The 18,409-nt window shown below is 77.0% G+C and carries 15 protein-coding genes and 1 pseudogene; 7 read left to right on the top strand and 9 right to left on the bottom strand.

Annotated features, from left to right (window positions below; all coding sequences use genetic code 11):
* The first annotated feature begins 52 nt into the window (after positions 1 to 52).
* On the top strand, positions 53 to 1,243 hold the full coding sequence (locus tag ACU616_RS20580; protein ID WP_446760276.1) for a lycopene cyclase family protein: 1,191 nt from the start codon (positions 53 to 55) through the stop codon (positions 1,241 to 1,243).
* Positions 1,244 to 1,276: 33 nt separating this feature from the next.
* Here the strand turns inward: ACU616_RS20580 and ACU616_RS20575 are convergent, their stop codons facing one another.
* A complete protein-coding gene (locus ACU616_RS20575; RefSeq protein ID WP_446760275.1) occupies positions 1,277 to 2,035 on the bottom strand; it encodes a universal stress protein in 759 nt (252 codons plus the stop codon).
* 105 nt (positions 2,036 to 2,140) lie between these two features.
* Complete coding sequence (locus ACU616_RS20570; protein ID WP_446760274.1) at positions 2,141 to 3,145, bottom strand: Acg family FMN-binding oxidoreductase; 1,005 nt, start codon at positions 3,143 to 3,145, stop codon at positions 2,141 to 2,143.
* 125 nt (positions 3,146 to 3,270) lie between these two features.
* On the opposite strand from ACU616_RS20570, the gene ACU616_RS20565 reads away from it, so the two are divergent.
* A complete protein-coding gene (locus ACU616_RS20565; RefSeq protein WP_446760273.1) occupies positions 3,271 to 3,582 on the top strand; it encodes a mycothiol transferase in 312 nt (103 codons plus the stop codon).
* A 16-nt stretch (positions 3,583 to 3,598) separates the two neighbouring features.
* On the opposite strand, the gene ACU616_RS20560 is transcribed toward ACU616_RS20565, so the two are convergent.
* The 4 genes from ACU616_RS20560 to ACU616_RS20545 all read right to left on the bottom strand — a co-directional run bounded on the left by ACU616_RS20560 (position 3,599) and on the right by ACU616_RS20545 (position 8,989).
* Complete coding sequence (locus ACU616_RS20560) at positions 3,599 to 4,813, bottom strand: low temperature requirement protein A (RefSeq protein ID WP_446760272.1); 1,215 nt, start codon at positions 4,811 to 4,813, stop codon at positions 3,599 to 3,601.
* Between the two features lie 76 nt (positions 4,814 to 4,889).
* Entirely contained in the window at positions 4,890 to 6,617 is a 1,728-nt protein-coding gene (locus tag ACU616_RS20555) for a potassium channel family protein (RefSeq protein WP_446760271.1), read from the bottom strand.
* A gap of 45 nt (positions 6,618 to 6,662) precedes the next feature.
* Complete coding sequence (locus ACU616_RS20550) at positions 6,663 to 7,049, bottom strand: DUF6394 family protein (RefSeq protein WP_446760270.1); 387 nt, start codon at positions 7,047 to 7,049, stop codon at positions 6,663 to 6,665.
* A 116-nt stretch (positions 7,050 to 7,165) separates the two neighbouring features.
* Positions 7,166 to 8,989, bottom strand: a complete 1,824-nt coding sequence (locus ACU616_RS20545) for a flavin-containing monooxygenase (protein WP_446760269.1) — start codon at positions 8,987 to 8,989, stop codon at positions 7,166 to 7,168.
* 130 nt (positions 8,990 to 9,119) lie between these two features.
* Between ACU616_RS20545 and ACU616_RS20540 the strand changes: the two genes are divergently transcribed.
* On the top strand, positions 9,120 to 10,310 hold the full coding sequence (locus ACU616_RS20540) for a GAF domain-containing protein (RefSeq protein ID WP_446760268.1): 1,191 nt from the start codon (positions 9,120 to 9,122) through the stop codon (positions 10,308 to 10,310).
* A 40-nt stretch (positions 10,311 to 10,350) separates the two neighbouring features.
* Here ACU616_RS20540 and ACU616_RS20535 read toward each other — a convergent pair whose 3' ends face one another.
* Entirely contained in the window at positions 10,351 to 11,400 is a 1,050-nt protein-coding gene (locus tag ACU616_RS20535) for an intradiol ring-cleavage dioxygenase (protein WP_446760267.1), read from the bottom strand.
* A gap of 194 nt (positions 11,401 to 11,594) precedes the next feature.
* Entirely contained in the window at positions 11,595 to 12,758 is a 1,164-nt protein-coding gene (locus ACU616_RS20530; protein WP_446760266.1) for a nitric oxide synthase oxygenase, read from the bottom strand.
* Between the two features lie 153 nt (positions 12,759 to 12,911).
* Here ACU616_RS20530 and ACU616_RS20525 point away from each other — a divergent pair, with 153 nt between their 5' ends.
* The 3 genes from ACU616_RS20525 to ACU616_RS20515 all read left to right on the top strand — a co-directional run bounded on the left by ACU616_RS20525 (position 12,912) and on the right by ACU616_RS20515 (position 16,359).
* Positions 12,912 to 13,499, top strand: coding sequence for a peroxidase-related enzyme (locus ACU616_RS20525; RefSeq protein ID WP_446760265.1), 588 nt, complete (start codon positions 12,912 to 12,914; stop codon positions 13,497 to 13,499).
* Positions 13,500 to 13,534: 35 nt separating this feature from the next.
* The gene (locus tag ACU616_RS20520; RefSeq protein WP_446760264.1) at positions 13,535 to 15,280 is read left to right on the top strand and encodes a GAF domain-containing SpoIIE family protein phosphatase; all 1,746 of its coding nucleotides are present in this window, start codon (positions 13,535 to 13,537) and stop codon (positions 15,278 to 15,280) included.
* A gap of 62 nt (positions 15,281 to 15,342) precedes the next feature.
* Entirely contained in the window at positions 15,343 to 16,359 is a 1,017-nt protein-coding gene (locus ACU616_RS20515; RefSeq protein WP_446760263.1) for an LLM class flavin-dependent oxidoreductase, read from the top strand.
* A gap of 7 nt (positions 16,360 to 16,366) precedes the next feature.
* On the opposite strand, the pseudogene ACU616_RS20510 reads toward ACU616_RS20515, so the two are convergent.
* Positions 16,367 to 17,244, bottom strand: a pseudogene (locus tag ACU616_RS20510) (diacylglycerol/lipid kinase family protein).
* A 33-nt stretch (positions 17,245 to 17,277) separates the two neighbouring features.
* Here ACU616_RS20510 and ACU616_RS20505 point away from each other — a divergent pair.
* Positions 17,278 to 18,408, top strand: coding sequence for a MalY/PatB family protein (locus ACU616_RS20505; protein WP_446760262.1), 1,131 nt, complete (start codon positions 17,278 to 17,280; stop codon positions 18,406 to 18,408).
* Position 18,409 lies beyond the last annotated feature (1 nt).

The raw sequence follows: 18,409 nt of genomic DNA, 5'->3' as shown, positions 1-18,409 counted from the left end.
CGCGTCCGGGGCCGGGAGTGCGCGGCCGCGGCGGGTGTGGTCGGCTGCGGCGGTGCCCGCCGCAGCCGACGTCGTCGTCGCGGGGGCCGGACCGGCGGGGCTGTCGGCGGCGGCCGCCTGCGCCGCCGCGGGGCTGCGCACCACGCTCGTCGCGCCGTCGGTGCAGGTCTGGCCGGCCACCTATTGCCTGTGGGCCGACGAGCTGGAGCGGGCGGCTCCGGCGCTGGGCCTCGATCCGGCCGCGGTGGCCGCGACGTACGCGCCCACCGTCGTCCGCACCGCCGCCGGCGGCGAGCGGCGGCTGACCCGGCGGTACGCGCGGCTGCGCAACGACGTCGCCCACGCCGCCCTGCTCGACCGGCTGCGCTCCGCCGGCGGGGAGGTCGTGCCCGGCCGGGTGACGGCGTTGCGCGCCGAGGGTGGGCGCGAGGTCGCCGTCCTGGCCGACGGGCGCGAGCTGGCCGCAGAGCGGGTGCTCGACGCCCGCGGCGGCGGCCCCGGCACCGCGCAGCAGCGGGCCTGGGGCGAGGTGGTGGCCGGCCCGGTGGAGGACGTCGTCCCGGCCGGCGGGGCGCTGCTCATGGACTGGGCGGCGCTGGCCGACCCCGCGCTGCCCCCGGCCTTCCTCTACGGTCTGCCGCTCGACGACGGCACGGTGCTGCTCGAGGCGACGTCGCTGGCCGCCCGCCCGCCGGTGCCGCCGGCCGACCTGCGCGCCCGGCTGGCCGCCCTCCTCGAGGCGCACGGCCTGCGGCCCGCCGGCGAGTCCGAGCGCGTGGCCATCCCGCTCGACGCCCCGCCGCGCGCCGCCGGTCCCGGCACGCCGCTGGGCGCGGGGGGCGGCCTCGTGCACCCGGCCACCGGCTACAGCGTGGCCGCCTCGCTGCGGCTGGGCCCGCGCGTGGCCGCGACCCTGGCGGCGGGGAAGGACCCCCGGCCGGTGCTGCGCGCGGCCCGCCCCCGGACGACGGCGGCGCTGCTCGGGCTGGGTCTGGAGGTGCTGCTGCCGCTGGACACCGCGGCCACCGACGCGTTCTTCGCCGCCTTCTTCACCCTGCCCGAGCGGACGTGGGCGGCCTACCTCGACGTCGGCTCCTCCCCCGCCGCGGTGGCCGCGGCGATGGGCCGCACGTTCGGCGCCCTCCCGCCGGGGCAGCGCGCCCACCTGCTGCGCACCGTCGCCCGGCTCGGCGCGCGCGGGACCGCGGCGCGGCTGTCCCGCCGCCCGCCCGCCGTGCGCTGACCCCGTCCTCGGCAGGACGTGCGGGGAGCCGGGTCAGGGGCGCCCACTGTGGCGGGCCAGCCGGTGCAGCCACGGGTGCCGCCGCTCGGTCGGCGCCTCGTGCGCGGGGGTGGCGTCGGCGGGCGGGCCGTCGGCCGGTGTGTCCTCCGCGGGGCGGGTCCGCTCGCCCGGCGACACCTCCCCCGGCCACTCCCGCGACGCGCGGGGCTCCGACGGGTCCACGTCCCTCTCCCCTCGACCGGCCCGGGGCCGGCCCGGGCGTCCTCGGTGCAGGCTGTGCGCCGGCGCCGGCTCAGGCGCGCACCCCTCCCGGCCGGCCGGGTCGCGGCGCGGCGCGGCGCCCGACCGCACGACGGTCACCGGGCAGTGCGCCACCCGCAGCACCGAGGAGGCCACCGAGCCCAGCGGCCGCCCGTGCGCACTGCCCCGCCCTCGTGCGCCCACGACCAGCAGGTCGGCACCGGAGGAGGCGGCGACGAGCGCGTCGACCGGGGCGCGGTGCTCCGCGCGGCAGTCCACGGCCAGGCCCTCCGGCAGCGCCGCCGCGGCGACGTCCTCGGCCAGCGCCTCCCGCACCGCCCGCTCGTACTCACCGACCGGCGGCACGTAGCCCGGCTCCCAGCAGTCCGGCCGCGGCGCCGTCGGGATGCTCCACGCCCGCACCACGGTCAGCGGGAGGCCGGCGCGCCCGGCCAGGACCCCGGCCCAGGCCAGCGCCGCCCGCGCGCAGGCCGAGCCGTCCACCCCGACGACGACCCCGCCGTCGCGCTGCGCCCCTGGAGTGGGCTCCACGGCGCGACCTCCTCCGTCACCGGTCCGGACGGCCGGCTCGCCCCCATCCAGGCAGCAGGACCGGCCGGCGGGAAGGGTCCGAGGTCCCCGGTCCCGAGCGCGCCGTCAGTGGGCGAAGCCGAGCACGTCGCCCACCGGACGGCGGTTGGTGGACGGGGTCCGGTCGCCGACGGGGTACCCCAGCCGCAGCAGCATCTGCGGGTGCCCGGCGAGCGACAGCCGGGAGCGCAGCTGCGCCCGCGTGGCCGGCCAGTCCAGCGCCTGGGTGAGCGGGGAGGCCGCCAGCCCGGCCGCCGTGGCCTCCAGCAGCACCCGGCCCAGCGCCCGGCCCGCGGTCAGCCAAGCCGACCGGTCGTCGGCGTCCGTGCCCAGCAGCACGACGGCCGGGCGCTCCACCACCGGAGGCGGGGCGTCCGGGTCCGGGTCGTGCCCGTGCGGCCGGTCGGCCGGCCGCGACCCGACGACGAAGTCCCGCACCAGCCAGTTCGACGGCCGGGTCGCCGGGTCCTCGCCCGGGACCGCCTCGACCGGGATCCCGTCGACGGCCGCGGGGTCGGTGCGCATCCACCGCTCCAGCTCGGCGAGGTACTCCGGCTCGCCCCGCTCGATCTCCTCCGCGCGGGAGATGAGGAACACCGTGGCCACCTCCTCCTCGGACCCGCTGACCGGCCGCAGCCACACGCGGAAGGCCCCGGCCGTCGCCTGCAGCCGGTCGAGGAGCTCGTCGGGCACGGCCCGGGGCAGGAACGGCGCCCGCTCGGTGTGCCGGGCGGCGATCGCCTGCCCGAGCACCCGGTCCTCCTCGTCCGGCTCGTGCCGGCCCGGGACGGCCACGGTGGCCAGCAGGTCGGGGTCGGCGGCGTCGGGCAGCACGTCGACCTCCGTGGCGTACCCGGCCGCGGTCAGGGCGACGACGGCGAACTCCACGGCGACGCCGCAGCTGAGGACCCGCTGGCGGCCGCTCGGGTCGAGGGTCGGCAGCGCCCGCGCGGGATCGGTCCACACCTCCAGCCGGTCGCCGTCCACGCGGAACAGCCACGGCTGGGTGTTGTGGATCGACGGCGCCCGCGTCGCGGCCTCCACGACCCGGGTCCACTCCTGCTGGTCCATGCCGGTCCCTCCTGTCCTCGGTCGGGTCGGCCCCGTCCGCGTGAGCGGAGCCGCCCCGGGGCCGCGGGTCCCGCGGACGCCGGACGCACCGTCCCGCCTGACCGTCCCGGGCCGCTGGCAGCATCGTGCCCCGTGACCGTCCCCGAGCGAGGGATGCCCCCGCTGGCCGCCGACGAGCGGGCGACCCCGACGGCCCCGACGGCGGCTTCGACCTCTCCGACGACGTCTCCTCCGCCGAGGCCACCGCCGTGTGGCAGCGCGAGGTCGACGCCGCGCGCAGCGCGGTGGCCGGCCGGGATCTCGGCTCCCGCAGCCCCCTCGCCGGCGCCGAGGTCACCCTCCGCTGGATCCACTCCCACACGGCCGCCGAGCACGCCCGGCGCTGCGGGCACGCCGACCTCCTGCGCGAGCGGATCGACGGCGCCACCGGCGTCTGACCCCGCACGCCCGGGCTCAGACCTCCTCGGTCGCCAGCCCGCCCACCGACCGCTGCAGCGAGCCCGCAACCACGACCGCGACGGCCAGCGCGGCCAGCGCACCGACCACGACGACGGCCGGCAGTTCGAGGAGCACGTCGAGCAGGGCGATCGCCGCGGCGGCCACCGGCCAGTACCAGCCGCGGCGCGCGTCGCCCGTCATGGCCGACGCCGTGAGGCTCGCCGAGACCAGATAGGCCGCCACCCCGCCGGCCACGAGCAGCCGGGTCCCCGCCGGCACCTCGCCGGCCGCGGCCTCCACGACCGCGAGCTCGACCCCCGCACCGACGGAGGCCAGCGCGAGGGTCAGCGGGAGGTGCCCGAAGACGTAGACGTCGTGGGAGTACGCGCTGTTGGACTCCCCGGCCTCGCCGAGCAGCCGCTTGGCGCGTGCCCCGGCCAGGTCGAAGTAGCTCCACCACAGCGCCGCGGCGAGGACGAAGGCCAGCACCGCCACCGGCAGCGCCGAGCCCGACCAGTCGGCGTCGTAGAGCCCGTGCGCCACCCCGGCCACCGGCTCGCCCAGCACGAGGATGACGAACAGCGCGAACCGCTCGGGCAGGTGCTCGACGTGCAGCGGGACGTCGGCCGAGGACCGCGTGGCCAGCAGCGGGACGAGCGCCTCGACCAGGACCGCGGCGGCCCACAGGGCGAACGCGGCCGGCCGGGGCACGACCAACGACACCGCCCAGAGCACCGCCCCCGCCGCCGCGCCGGCCAGGTAGAGCCGGGTGAGGGGCCGCGCGTGGGGCACGTGCCGGTGCGCCCGGTGGTACTGCAGGAGCAGCATCAGCCGCAGCAGCACGTGGCAGACGGCGAAGGCGGCGAACCGCTTTCCGGTCGCCTCCGACGCCGAGGCCGCCAGCCCCACGACGGCGGCCATGCTGCCGAGCTTGTACAGCCGGTAGACGACGTCGTCGTGGTCGAACCGGTTGGCGTACAGCGTCGAGCTCACCCACGACCACCAGACCGTGGCGAACAGCCCCGCGAAGACGGCGAAGCCGTGCCAGGTCACGTCCTCGCGCAGCGCGATGGCCAGCTCCGCCACGACCAGGACGAAGGCCAGGTCGAAGAACAGCTCCAGGCGGGAGGCCGAGCGGCCCTCGTCGGTGCGCAGCTCCGGCGCCCGGACCGCGTCGCCCCGCCCGGGGAGGACGTCGGCGAGCCGCCGGGCGAGCCCTCGGTCTGCCACGCGTCCCCCAGGTGCCGCTCCCCCGTGCCGGGTGGTCCTTACCCCGGCCGGTGCGGTCCACGCGGAGCGGCCCGGTTCAGGGGACGCGCGTCGGCTCCGGTATCGGCGTCGACCGGGACAGCCGCCGCCAGATCCAGCTGGTCGGCACCTGGCGCCCGGTGACCAGGTACTCCACGACGCCGTCGACCAGGAACGTCGTCTCCAGCGCCCGGCGCGTCGAGGCCCGCCCGGCGCACAGCAGCTGGTCGTCCGGTGCGAGCACGAGGTCCCCGCCCGGGGCGAGCAGGGTCTCGTCGTCGCGCAGCACCAGCAGGGGCACCACCGCCAGGGGCTCGTCCCGCTGCCCGGGGCTGCGCAGCAGGTCGCCGAGCTGAAGCCGCCTCGCGGTCAACCAGGGCCAGAGCGCCGGTGCCTCGGTCGCGGTGAGCCGCACCTTCCACAGCGGCTCGAGGTGCGTGCCGCAGGCGTCGACCAGCCGGTCGACGACCCCGGCCGACCACTCGTCGGTCTGCCCCGGCAGCTCCCGCAGGAAGCGCCACAGCAGCGGCGTGCTCAGCCGGGCGTAGGCGTCGTGGGCGACCACCTGGGTGGGGACGAGCAGCGCGTCGGGCTCCATGGCCGCGAACAGCGCCGCGTTGGTCGGCTGGTTCTGCCGCGCGGCGATGAACAGCTCCCGGTTGGCGCGCCGCGCCTCGGCGACCAGGGAGAGGTTGGTGGTGTCGTTGTCGGTGCCGGCGACCAGGCCGACCGCGGTCACGAGGTCGGCCCGCCGGATCACCTCGGGCTCCGACGCGTCGCCGACCACCGTGGCCTCGTCGTCCTGCGGGTCGACGGTGGTCACCTCCAGGCCCTCGGCGCTCAGGTCGGCGGCGAACTGCCGGCCGAACCGGCCGTAGCCGCACACCACCCACCGGCCGGGGGCCGGGGCGTCGGCACGCGGCGGCAGCTCCGCGCCGGGACCGCTCTCCAGCCAGGTGGTGAGCTGGTAGGACGCCGGGGCGCGCAGGGCCAGTCGCAGGTGGTCACCGAACCGGTCGAAGGGGTTGATGACCGTCGGCCGGCCGAAGGTGCGCATCCGCTCGGCCACCACCGACGAGGTCGTGCGGGTGACCACGGTCAGGTCGGGGCGCAGCAGGGCCGCCGCCATCGTGACCGCCAGGTTCGCCTCGTCGTCGTTGGTGAGGGCCAGCACGCCCTCGCAGTACGGGTGCCCGAGGCCGGCGACGCCGAGCACGTGCGCGTCGCGCGCGTCGCCGACTAGGCCCGGGACGTCGGCGTGGGAGGTGTTGAGCTCGAGGGCGTCGATGCGGGCGTCGGCGATGTCGACGACGGTGAACCGTCGGCCCAGCGTGTCGAAGGAGCGCCCGAGGGTCTCCCCGGTCTCCCCGTAGCCGGCGATGAGCAGGAACGGCTCCCGCAGCGCCGTCACCTTGCGCGAGACGTGCCGCAGCGCCAGCGCGTGCCGGAACGCCCGGTCCTGCAGCAGCGCCAGCAGGGCGCCGATCGCGTAGGCCCAGCCGATGACGCTCAGGTAGATGGTGACGGTCACCCACATCCGCTGCGCGTAGGAGAACGCGTTGGGGATCTCGCCGAAGCCGATCGTCGTGGCCGTGTAGCTCATGACGTAGAAGGCGTCGAACACGCTCATCCGCGCCGGCTGCCCCTCGGCGTCCACCCCCGGGATCAGCGACAGGCCCAGCACGCTGACGGCGAAGATGACGATGAGCGTGATGAGCGGGGCGCGCATGCGCCGCAGGACCACGAACACCGTGGCCGACCCCTCGGCCCGCGGCACGACCGGCATCCGCCGTCGTCCGCGCCGGCCGGCCCGCGCTGCGCTGGCCACCGGTCAGTGCCGCTGGAAGGAGACGGTCTCCACGACCAGCAGGACGATGGAGACGACGTTGGCCAGCAGCGCACCGCCCGAGAGCGAGACCATGCTGGCCGTCGCCCCGGCGGTCAGCCCCTCGCTCGAGATGTACTGCGCCCAGGCCCAGGTGAGCGAGGCCGCGATCAGCTGCAGGTCGGCCACCAGGCTGGTGGCCAGGTGGACGGCGCCGATCTGCGTCCGGTCGCCGAACTTGAGCACCGTGGCGATCAGGTTGACCACCACCGCGGCGAACAGCTCGTAGACGTTGTGCAGCTCGGGGTCGGAGATGTCACCGATGAAGAAGCCGAAGTTCAGCGTGGCGGCGAGCACCACGAAGAACCCGAAGACCACCTTCTCGAGGTTCATGCGACTCCCGCGGCTGGCTGGCGACCGGCCGACAGTATCGCCGCGCAGGACTCGGCGCCGTCGGTGCGGCGAGCACCGGCGCCGGGGGGCGCGACGTCCCCCCGGCACCGGGCGGCTCACCGGGTGTGGTGCACCTCCTGCAGGCCGTGCACCGGCGTCGGGATGCCGGCGTGCCGGGCCTTGAGCTGCAGCGCCAGGTAGAGCGAGTAGTGCCGCGACTGGTGCAGGTTGCCGCCGTGGAACCACAGCGCCTCCTGCTGGGTGGGCTTCCACATGTTGCGCTGCTCGCCCTCCCACGGGCCGGGGTCCTTGGTGGTGTCCGACCCCAGGCCCCACACCTTGCCCACCCGGTCGGCGACCTCCTGGCTGATCAGGTCGGCCGCCCAGCCGTTCATCGACCCGTAGCCGGTGGCGTAGACGACGAGGTCGGCGGGCAGCTCGGTGCCGTCCTCGAGGACGACGGCGTCCTCGGTGAGGTGGTCGACCTGCCCGTGCGCCAGCTTCACCTCGCCGTTCGCCACCAGGTCGGCGGCACCCACGTCGATGTAGTAGCCCGAGCCGCGGCGCAGGTACTTCATGAACAGGCCCGACCCGTCGTCGCCCCAGTCGAGCCAGAAGCCGGCGTCCTCCATGCGGCGGTAGAAGTCGGCGTCGCGCTCCTTCATCTGCTCGTAGAGCGGGATCTGGAACTCGTGCATGACCCGGTACGGGATGGAGGCGAAGACCAGGTCGGCCTTCTCGGTGGTGACGCCGTTGGCCACCGCCTCCTCGCTGTAGAGCGCGCCGAGGCCGATGTCCATGAGGCTGTCGCTCTTGACGATGTGCGTCGAGGTGCGCTGCACCATCGTCACGTCGGCGCCGTGCTCCCACAGCGCGCCGCAGATGTCGAAGGCGGAGTTGTTGCTCCCGACGACGACGACCTTCTTGCCGGCGTACTCGTCGGGGCCCGGGTGGGCCGAGGAGTGGTGCTGCTCGCCGCGGAACACGTCCTGCCCGGGGATCACCGGCACGTTGGGCTTGCCGCTCATCCCGGTGGCCAGCACCAGGTGCTTCGGCCGCAGCGTCAGCGGCTGCCCGTCGCGCACCAGCTCGACGGTCCACTCGCCGTCCTCCGGCGAGTACTGCGCGCTGCGCACCTCGGTGCTGCCCCAGTAGGGCACCTCCATGACCTTCACGTACGACTCGAGCCAGTCGCCGATCTTGTCCTTGGGGGCGAACACCGGCCAGTTGTCGGGGAAGGGCAGGTAGGGCAGGTGGTCGTACCAGACCGGGTCGTGCAGGCACAGCGACTTGTAGCGGCTGCGCCACTGGTCGCCGGGGCGGGCCCGCTTGTCGACGACGAGCGCGGGGACGTCGAGCTGCCGCAGCCGCGAGCCCAGGGCGATGCCGCCCTGCCCGCCGCCGACGACGAGCACGAAGGGCTGGGTGGTGACGCCGAGCTCGGCCGCCTCGCGGGCCCGGCGCTCGGCCCAGGTCTGCCGCTCGCGGTTGACGCCGTGCTCGGCGCCCTTGGGCCGGCCCGGCCCGCGGGGTTCCTCGTGGCCCTTGAGCTCGTACAGCGTGGTGAGGAACGTCCAGGCCCGGAGCCGGCCGTCCTCCTCGACCAGCCGCGCCAGGCCCCGGCCGCGGCCGACCGCCGTCTCGAAGGTGAACCAGGCGGTGGTGACGCCGTCGGCCTCCTCGGGCTCCTCGCTGACCGCGAAGCCCGACGGGTCGGTGCGGTCGAGGGTGGCGGTGAGCAGGTCGGTCACGCCGGCGGGGTCCTCGACCGTGGTGATGTTCCAGGTGAACGCCACCAGGTCGCGCCAGAAGCTGGTGCGCGCGAACATCCCCGCGGCGCGGGCGACGTCGCGGGCGCGCAGCGCGTCCTCGAAGCCGGTGAACCAGTCCCGTGCCCGCTGGGCGGCGCCGGTGGGCGGCGCGTCGAGCGTCTGCGTCATGGAGGTGGCCTCCTCGCCGTCGTCCTGACCTGCGGTCGTGCGCACGGCACTCGCGCACGTGGTGTGATGGGGAGCACAGCGCACCACCGCTGCAGGCGGGAGCGTTGCAGCGGATTGCACGGAGGTGCTGGTGACCGGCTGGTCGGCGGTCTCACCCGGGACGGACCTCTCCCGGCACGCCCGGGTCCTCACCCGCGTGCACGACGCGGTCATCGGCGGCGGCCGGCCCCCGGTCGCCCCGCGCCGGGTGGTGCAGCGCTCCTGGTCCCGGGTGCTCGGCATGGGCCTGGACCCGGGCCGGCCGAACGCCCGCGACCCGCTGTCGGCGGACGCGGTCGAGGCCCGGCGGCGCCGGTCGGCGCTGTCGCTCGTGGTCGACGAGCTGCGGCAGGTGCTGGTCAGCGTCGCCGACGCCTCGCACTTCCTCGTCGTGGTCACCGACGCCGACGGCGTCGTCCTCTGGCGGGAGGGCGCGGCCGCCACCCGGCTGCGCGCCGACCGGCTGGGCTTCGCCGAGGGCGCCACCTGGACCGAGGCGGCCGTGGGCACCAACGCCATCGGCACGGCCCTGGCCGAGGCCGCGCCGGTGCAGCTGTTCTCCGCCGAGCACTTCGAGCAGGCGCAGCACCCGTGGTACTGCAGCGCCGCGCCGATCCACTCGCCGGTCACCGGGGAGCTGCTCGGCGTCGTCGACGTCAGCGGCCCGGCGCTCACGCTGCACCCGGCCATCGGCGCGCTGGTCGAGACGTCGGTGCGGCTGGCCGAGTCGCGGCTGGCGCGGCGGCACGAGCAGCGGCTGGAACGGCTGCGGCGCAGCGCCGACCCGGTGCTGACCGGCGTCCGCGGGCCGCTACTGCTGGTCGACGACGACGGCTGGGTGGCCCACGCCTCCGGCGTCGCCGTCCGGCCGCGGGTGGCCGCCCCGCGCGCCGACCGGGTGATGGCCGTCGCCGGACTGGGACTGTGCACGCCCGAGCGGCTCGCCGAGGGCTGGCTGGTGCGGCCGCGCGGCGCGCGCGAGCCGGTGGCCGCCGAGCTCGACCTCACCGGCTCCCCCGTGCTGCGGGTGCGCGCCGGCGGAGCGCCCTGGACGGCGGCGCTGACCCGACGGCAGGCGCAGGTGCTCGTCCTCGTCGCCGACGCCGGCCGGGCCGGGTTGTCGGCCGGCGCGCTGAGCCGGGGCCTGTTCGGCGACGACCAGCACGTCGTCTCCGCCCGCGCGGAGGTGTCGCGGCTGCGCCGGGTGGTCGGCGACCTGGTCGGGACCGCGCCCTACCGGCTGGCCGACGGGGTGACCCTCACGGTGGCGCGCCCCGGCTGAGCCGCGCGGGGCGGGGTCCCGCGCGGCTCCGTCCCGGAGGTCAGCTCGGCGGCGCGGGCGGCGTCCCCCCGGCCGGCGGCGTCCCCCCGGCCGGCGGCGTCCCCCCGGCCGGCGGCGTCCCCCCGGACGGCGGCGGTCCGCCGGGGCCACCGCCCGGCGGCGCGCCGGACGGGGCGCCGTCGCCGGAGAGCTGCCCGCCGGTCGGCGTCGTCGTCGCGTCCACGGCGACGGCGAGGGACACCGCGTAGCCGCCGCGGACGTCGCCGGTCACGGTGGCCAGCTGGCTCGCCCCGCCGTCGTCGCCGAAGACGTTGTCGCCGTCGAGGCTGACGGCGGCGAGGTTGCCCCCCGAGGCCTCGTAGCCGGTGGTGGCGTAGACGGCGTCGCAGGCGTCCTGCGGCAGCGCGACCTGCGAGGTGGCGAGGGCGCTGGTCGAGTCGGTGATCGACGCCTGGTCGGGGTAGACCTCGAAGTGGACGTGCGGCCAGCGCCCGGTGTAGCAGGCCGGGAAGACGCTGGTGAAGCGGACCTTCCCGTCGGCGTCGGCCACCTGGACGCCGCGCAGGTAGTTCTGGTCGGTGATGCCCTCGGAGTACAGCGAGTAGCCGCCCTTCCGGTTGCAGTGCCACACGTAGACCGCCACGCCCTCGAACGGCGCGCCACCGTTCGCCAGGTCGCTGATCGTGAGCTCGAGGGTCATCGGGACGCCCTCGGCCGTGCCGCTGGCGCTGCCGAAGCTGGAGCGGATGTCGCTGCGGACGATGCCGCTCTGCTCGAGGACGTCGGGGCCGTTGGAGCCGTCGCCGGGGTAGGGGCCGGCCGTCTCGTCGGGGATCTCGCTGCCCGCCGCCGTCGCCCCGGCGCCGGAGCCGCTGCTCGTGCCGGCCGTGCTGCTCGCGCCGCTGCTGGTGCCGCTGTCGGCGCCGCAGGCGGCCAGCCCGACGGCGGCGGCGCCCAGGCCGAGCCAGCGCAGCACCTGGCGGCGGTCGACCACGGTGCCGAGGTCGAAGGCCAGGCCCTGGTCGACGACCTCGTCCGCCGGCCGCGGCAGGGGCCGCCCCTCGTACGTGGCGTGCTGCTCGGTCGTCATGCGGCTCCCCCGGGGTCGGTGCGTGCGGGTCTCCATCCTCGCTGCTGACTCTGGGTACCCGCTGGGTGACCCATGGCAATACCGTGGCCGAGGGGACGACGGCGGTGCGGCACGGGCCGGCGACCACGGAGTCGCGGTGGCGACGCGTCGTCGTCCACCGGCGTGTCGCCGCGCCGGCTCCGTGATCGGCCGGGTCAGTCCGGCGGCTCTCGGTGCGGAACCGGGCAGTAGTCGGCACCGCGCTGCACGAAGTTGGGCCGCCGCTCGTAGTCGGGCGGGTCGAACAGCCGGTGGAAGGTGGGCGTCGTGCTGGCCGACATCGGCGGGTTCACCCACGACCACTCGGTGGGGACGTCGCGGCCGGCCCGGTTCTCGCACTCGACGTGCCGTACGAACTGCGCGGCCACGGTGTGGTGGTCGACCATCCGCACGCCGGCCTGCTGGTAGCTGTGCAGCACCGCCCGGTTGAGCTCGACGAGCGCGCGGTCGCGCCACAGCGTCCGGTTGCCGGAGGTGTCCAGGCCGAGCACCCGCGCGACGGCGGGGAGCACGTCGTAGCGGTCCCGGTCGGCCAGGTCGCGCGCCGCGACCTCGGTGTTGACGTACCACCCGGAGAACGGCGCGGCCGTGTACCGCAGCCCGCCGACCTCCAGCACCGCCGACGACACCGCCGGCGTCGCGTGCCACCGCAGCCCGAGGTCGGCGATGCCCGGCACCTCCGGGTGCTCGATGGCGACCTCCAGCACGCAGTCGGCCGGCACCTCCTCGAGGTGCACCGACCCGTCGGGCAGGTCGACGACCAGCGGCAGGACGTCGAACGGCGTCCCCGCTCCGCGCCACCCCAGTGCCTGCGCCTGCTCGGTCAGCCCCACGTGCGCCGGGTCCCCGACGACACGGGCGCCGGCGCGGTGGCCGGCGTACCGCACCAGCTGCGGGTTGCGGATGGACAGGCACCGGCCGTCGGGCGCCTCCGGGGCGAACGCGGTCAGCACCGTCCGGATGGCACCGCCGTTCGTCGACTCGCGCAGGTGCCGCCAGCACGCCGCGGCGACCTCGGGACCCGTCCTCGCGTCCCGGGCGTCGATCAGCGTCAGCGCCCGCCAGTGCCGCCGTCCCACGCACCGCACGTGGTTGCGCCAGGCCAGCTGCGCCCCGACGAGCAGCTCGGCCGCCGTCTGCGCATAGGTGCCCGTGCGGGCGATCTCGTCGAGCACCGCGTCGAGCCGCCGGCCACCGGGGTCGAGCGCGCGCACCTCCGGCAGCCGCTGGAACTCCGCGGCGGCCGCGGCGGTCCGCTGCGCGTCCGGTGCGTGGGCCGGCGGGCCGGCGTCGGCAGCGGTGGTCACGGCAACGGTCACGGCGAGCTCCCCCCGTCGCCTACCGACGGCGATGTGCCCGGCACCGTACGCACGCGGGATCCGCGCCGTCGCCCGCGTTCCGGGCCGTCGTCCCCCGCGCCCGCGCGTCGCCACGCCGGGACGCGGGGAGTCGTCACACGGCACGCTGGGCCGGTGACCGACACCTCGCAGCCGATCAGCCGCTTCCCCGTCGCCGACCCCGCCGACCTGCCCGGCGACCTCGCCGAGCGCTACGCCGACGTGCAGGAGCGCTCGGGCTTCCTGCCCAACGTCTTCGGCGCGCTGGCCTGGCGGCCCGCGGAGGCGCGCGCCTTCTTCACCATGCACGACGCGCTGATGGACAAGGACACCCCCGGGCTGTCCACCGGCGAGCGCGAGCTCATCGTCGTGGCCACCAGCGCGGCCAACAGCTGCGCCTACTGCGTCGTCGCGCACGGCGCCATCGCCCGCATCCGGATGCGCGACCCACTCCTGGCCGACCTGGTCGCCGTCGACTGGCGCAAGGCCCCGCTCGACGACCGGCAGCACGCGATCCTCGACGTCGCCGTCCGGCTGTCCACCGACCCCGCCGCGGTGACGCCCGCCGACCTCGACCGGCTGCGGGCGCACGGCCTGACCGAGGACGACGTGTGGGACGTCGGCGCGATCACCGCGTTCTTCGCGCTGTCCAACCGGCTGGCGCACTTCGCGGCGATCCCGCCCAACCCGGAGTTCCACCTGCTGGGCCGCCTGCCGCGCTGAGCGGTCCCGTCCCCTCCCCGGACTACCGTTGGCGCGTGAGCAGCACGGACGGCGCCGCCGACGACCCGGCGATCGCCGACGCGGACTTCGACGGGTTGGTCGCGCTGGTCCGCACGCTGCTCGACGTGCCCACCGCGCTGGTGACGCTGGTCGGCCCCGACGAGCAGGTCTTCCCCGGCGCGGTCGGCCTCCCGCCGCCGTGGCAGGCCCGCCGCCGCACCCCGCTGTCGCACTCGTTCTGCCAGTTCGTGCGGCAGAGCGCGCAGCCGCTGGTGGTCGGCGACGCCCGGCGGGTGGAGGTGCTGGCGGACAACGGCGCCGTCGCCGACCTCGGCGTGGTCGCCTACTGCGGCGTGCCGCTGCTCGGCCCGGACGGCGAGGTCGTCGGCGCGGTCTGCGCCATCGACGGCCGGCCGCGCGCCTGGACCGAGACCGACGTCGCCCTGCTCACCCAGGTCGCCGGCCTGGCCGCCTCGGAGCTGCGGCTGCGCGCCGCCACCCGGGACGCCGAGGCGGCGCGCCGGACCGCCGAGCAGGCCGGCGAGCAGAACCGCCTCCTGCTGCGCTTCGCCGAGGCCCTGGCCGACGCGGTCACCCTCCCCGACGTCGCCGCCGCCGTCACGTCGGCCGCCACGGAGGTCCTCGGCACCGCGTGGAGCTACGTCGGGCTGGTCGACCCGCGCACCCGGCGGCTGCGGCTGGTCCCCGTCGCCGGGCGCCCGGGCGACGGGGACCGCGACGGGGACGAGGAGTGGCTGTCGCTGCCGCTCGGGACCGACCACCCGCCGACGGCGGCCCTGGCGACGGGCCGCCCGGTGTTCCTGCCCGACGCCGGCACGACGCTCGCGCGGTTCCCCGCCACCTGGTCGGTGACCGAGGGGCCGGTGCACGTCGAGGCGTCGGCGCACCTGCCGCTGAGGGTGGCCGGCGACGCACCCGGCACGCTCAGCCTGGTCTGGGACCGGCCCCGCACTCCCACCCCCGCCGAGGAGGGCCTCGTCCTGGCCCTCGCCCGGTACACGGCGCAGGCCGTCGCGCGCGCCGTGCTGCTGGCCGAGCAGGAGTCGGTCGCCACCACGCTGCAGCGGGCCCTGCTCGGCGAGCTGCCCGCCCCGGCCGGGCTGGAGCTGGCCGCCCGCTACCTGCCCAGCAGCGCCGGGGCGCAGGTGGGCGGCGACTGGTGGGACGCCTTCGAGGACTCCGACGGCGCCCCGGTGCTGGTCATCGGCGACGTCACCGGCCACGACGTGCGCGCCGCGGCGACCATGGGCCAGCTGCGCGCGATGCTGCGCGGCTTCGCCTTCGAGGCCGGCGAGCCGCCCGCCCACGCGCTCGGCCGCCTCGACGCCGCCGTGGCCGGGCTGCGGGTCGGCGCGCTGGCCACCGCCGTGGTGGCCCACGTCGACCCCGGGGACGACGGCGGCCGGGTGCTGTCGTGGAGCAACGCCGGCCACCCGCCGCCGCTGCTGCGCTCCCCCGACGGCACCGTCGAGGTGCTCGCCTCTCCCCCCGACCTGCTCGTCGGCCTGGACCCCGCCCGCCCGCGCTCCACCTGGCGGACGCCGCTGCCGCCGGGCAGCACCCTGCTGCTCTACACCGACGGGCTGGTCGAGCGCCGCCGCACCGACCTCGACAGCGGCATCGCCCAGCTCGCGGGGGCGCTGGCCGGGGACGACCGGGGGTCGCTGGACGACCTGCTCGACCGGCTGCTCGCCGGCGTGCGCGGGTCCACCGACGACGACGTCGCGCTGCTGGCCCTCCGGGTGACGCCCGGCCGCTGAGCCGCCAGCAGCCCGCTTCGCCCGGCGCGCCCCCGCCGGCCGTTGCGGGCAGGATCGCACCCATGCCCGCCCCCGGTACGCCGCTCGAGCAGCTCGGCTTCCTGACCATCGGCACGTTCGACCCGGCCGACCCCGCCGCCGGCCACGAGACCACGCTGCGGATGGTGGAGCTCGGTGAGCGGCTCGGGTTCGACAGCGCCTGGCTGCGGCACCGGCACCTGCAGTACGGCATCTCCTCGCCGGTCGCCGTCCTCGCCGCCCTCACCCAGCGGACCTCGCGGATCGCGCTGGGCACCGCGGTGACCCCGCTGGGCTGGGAGAACCCGCTGCGGCTGGCCGAGGACCTCGCCACCGTCGACGTGCTGTCCGGGGGCCGGCTGCAGCCCGGTGTGAGCGTCGGCCCGCCGATGCACTGGGACGACGTGAAGGAGGCCCTCTACCCCGACACCGCCGAGGTGGAGGACTTCTCCTACGGCCGGATCGAGCGGCTGCTGCGCCTGGTCGCCGGCGAGCGCGCCAGCACCTTCGCCGGGCGCGAGGGCGTCGTCGAGGAGTTCTCCGACCGGGTGCAGCCGCACTCCCCGGGCCTGCGCTCGCGCCTGTGGTACGGCGGCGGCAGCACCCGCTCGGCGCAGTGGGCCGGGCAGGCCGGCATGAACCTGCTGACCAGCAGCGTGGTGCGCGCCGAGCACGGGTCGACCGACTTCGCGCAGATCCAGGCCGGCCAGATCCACGCCTACCGGGAGGCCGGCGGCACCGGGCGGGTGTCGCAGGGCCTGGTGGTCGTGCCCACCGACACCGCGACGCCCGCGCAGCGGGAGCGCTACGCCGCCTACGCCGCCGCGCGGGCCCCGCGGGTCGGCGTGCCGCAGGGGCCGGGCCGGATGCTGTTCGCCCCGGACCTCGTCGGCAGCTCCGAGCAGGTCGCCGAGGCGCTGTACGCCCACGCCGGCTTCCGGGAGGTCACCGAGGTGGTGTTCGCGCTGCCCTTCAGCTTCGCCGAGGAGGACTACGAGCAGATCCTCACCGACACGGCCGAGCGCCTCGGCCCGCTGCTGGGCTGGTCGCCCCGCGGCTGAGGGCGGCTCACGCGGGCACGGGCACCGACCACGCTGCGGGCGCCACCCGCCACGTGCGCGCGTCCACCGCGGGCTGCAGCTCGCCGTCGGCGTCGAGCTCGACCGGCTCGCCCTCCACCGTCACCTCCCGCCCGCGGACGACGACGACGTCGTCGCGGGCGGGGTGGCGCCCGGTGAGCAGGGCCGCGGCGAACGCCGCCCGCGCCGCCGGCCCGGTCGCGGTGCTGACCACGACGTCGGCCAGCCCGTCGCCGGGGTCGGCACCGGGGCCAGCGCGGTGCCCCCGCCGATCGTCGGGCCGTTGCACACGCCGGCCACCAGCACCGGGGTGTCCCCGTCGGTCACCACCGCGCCGTCGACGGTGACCCGGAGCCGCCAGCCGGCGGTGGTGGTGCCCGCGACGGCGGCGCCCACGGGGTAGGCCAGCGCGCCGAGCCGGTCCTTGAGGCGGGCGGCCCGCGCTCCGGCCTCGGCGCCCACGCCGGCGTGGACGGCGTTGACGACGACGCCGCCCGCGTCGTCGCGCAGCAGGTCCAGCGCCCGCGGCACCCCGTCGAGGACCACCCGGGCGGCCGCCGCCGGGTCCAGCGGCAGCCCGAGCGCCCGGGCGAGGTCGTTGCCGGTCCCCAGCGGCAACACCCCGAGGGGCCGGTCGAGCGCCCCGGCGCGGTCGAGGGCGGCCACCGCGGCGTGCACCGACCCGTCGCCGCCGGCCACCACCGGCCCGCGGCCGTCGAGACCGGCCAGCACCCGGTCGAGCTCGCCGGCGTCGGCGGTGGCGGCCACCTCGACGTCCGTGCTCCCCCGGAGGACGGCGAGCGCGGAGTCCAGCGCCTCGTCGTCCGCCGTGCCGGCCGACCGGTTGACCACCAGGAGCAGCGCCATGCCCGGATCGTCGCAGCCGGGCAGGATCGGCACGTGGCCGACGACCTCATCGAGCGACTGCGCGCACGCGGCGGGCTGAAGTGGACCCGCCACCCCGGCGCGCTCGGCGCGTGGGTGGCCGAGTCGGACCTCGGGACGGCGCCGGCGGTGACCCGCGCGCTGCACGAGGCGGTCGACCGCGGGCTGCTCGGCTACCTGCCCGACTGGCTGGCCGAGGACATGGCGCGGGCCACCGCCGGCTTCCTGCTCGACCGGCACGGCTGGGCGGTGCCGCCGGAGCGGGTGCGGCCGCTGCCCGACGTGCTGGCCGGGCTGGCCGCCGCGATCACGCACCTCTCCCGCCCCGGCTCGCCGGTCGTGCTGCCCACCCCGGCCTACATGCCCTTCCTCGAGGTGCCGCCGGCGCTGGGCCGGGAGGTGCTCGAGGTGCCGATGGCCCGCGACGGCGACCGGTTCGTCTACGACCTCGACGCGCTCGACGCCGCCTTCGCCGCGGGCGGGCACCTGCTGGTGCTGTGCAATCCGCACAACCCGGTCGGCCGGGTGCTGGAGCCCGCGGAGATGCTGGCCGTCGCCGAGGTGGTCGACCGGCACGGCGGGCGGGTGTTCGCCGACGAGGTCCACGCGCCGCTGGTCTTCCCCGGGCACCGGCACGTGCCCTACGCGTCGCTGGGCGAGGTGCCCGCCCGGCAGGCGGTGACGGCGACCTCGGCGTCCAAGGCGTGGGACCTGCCCGGGCTCAAGTGCGCGCAGCTGGTGCTGACCGACGACGCCGACGCGGCGCTGTGGGCCGAGGTCGGCCACCCGGTCGAGCACGGCGCCTCGACCCTGGGCGCGGTCGCCAACACCGCGGCCTACACCGACGGCGTGGACTGGCTCGACGAGCTGCTCGTCGTCCTCGACGGGCACCGCCGCCTGCTCGCCGACCTCGTCGCCACGCACCTGCCCGGCGTCCGGTACACCCCGCCGGAGGGCACCTACCTCGCCTGGCTGGAGGGCCTCGGCACCGAGCCGGGCGACCTGCTGCTGGCGCGGGCCGGGGTCGCGGTGGTCGACGGCGCGCGGTGCGGCACGGCCGGCACGGGCGCGGTGCGGCTGAACTTCGCCACGCCGGCGCCGGTGCTCGAGCAGGTCGTCGAGCGGATGGGCGCGGCGCTCCGCTGAC

The organism is Geodermatophilus sp. URMC 62 (assembly GCF_052931475.1).
This window is presented reverse-complemented; position numbering and strand designations above follow the sequence as displayed.

Excerpts from the sequence above, each read along its gene's own strand:
- ACU616_RS20570 (WP_446760274.1), bottom strand. The coding sequence starts at position 3,145 with ATGGACCAGCAGGAGTGGACCCGGGTCGTGGAGGCCGCGACGCGGGCG.
- ACU616_RS20555 (WP_446760271.1), bottom strand. The coding sequence starts at position 6,617 with ATGCCGGTCGTGCCGCGGGCCGAGGGGTCGGCCACGGTGTTCGTGGTC.
- ACU616_RS20550 (WP_446760270.1), bottom strand. The coding sequence starts at position 7,049 with ATGAACCTCGAGAAGGTGGTCTTCGGGTTCTTCGTGGTGCTCGCCGCC.
- ACU616_RS20545 (WP_446760269.1), bottom strand. The coding sequence starts at position 8,989 with ATGACGCAGACGCTCGACGCGCCGCCCACCGGCGCCGCCCAGCGGGCA.
- ACU616_RS20535 (WP_446760267.1), bottom strand. The coding sequence starts at position 11,400 with ATGACGACCGAGCAGCACGCCACGTACGAGGGGCGGCCCCTGCCGCGG.
- ACU616_RS20515 (WP_446760263.1), top strand. The coding sequence starts at position 15,343 with ATGCCCGCCCCCGGTACGCCGCTCGAGCAGCTCGGCTTCCTGACCATC.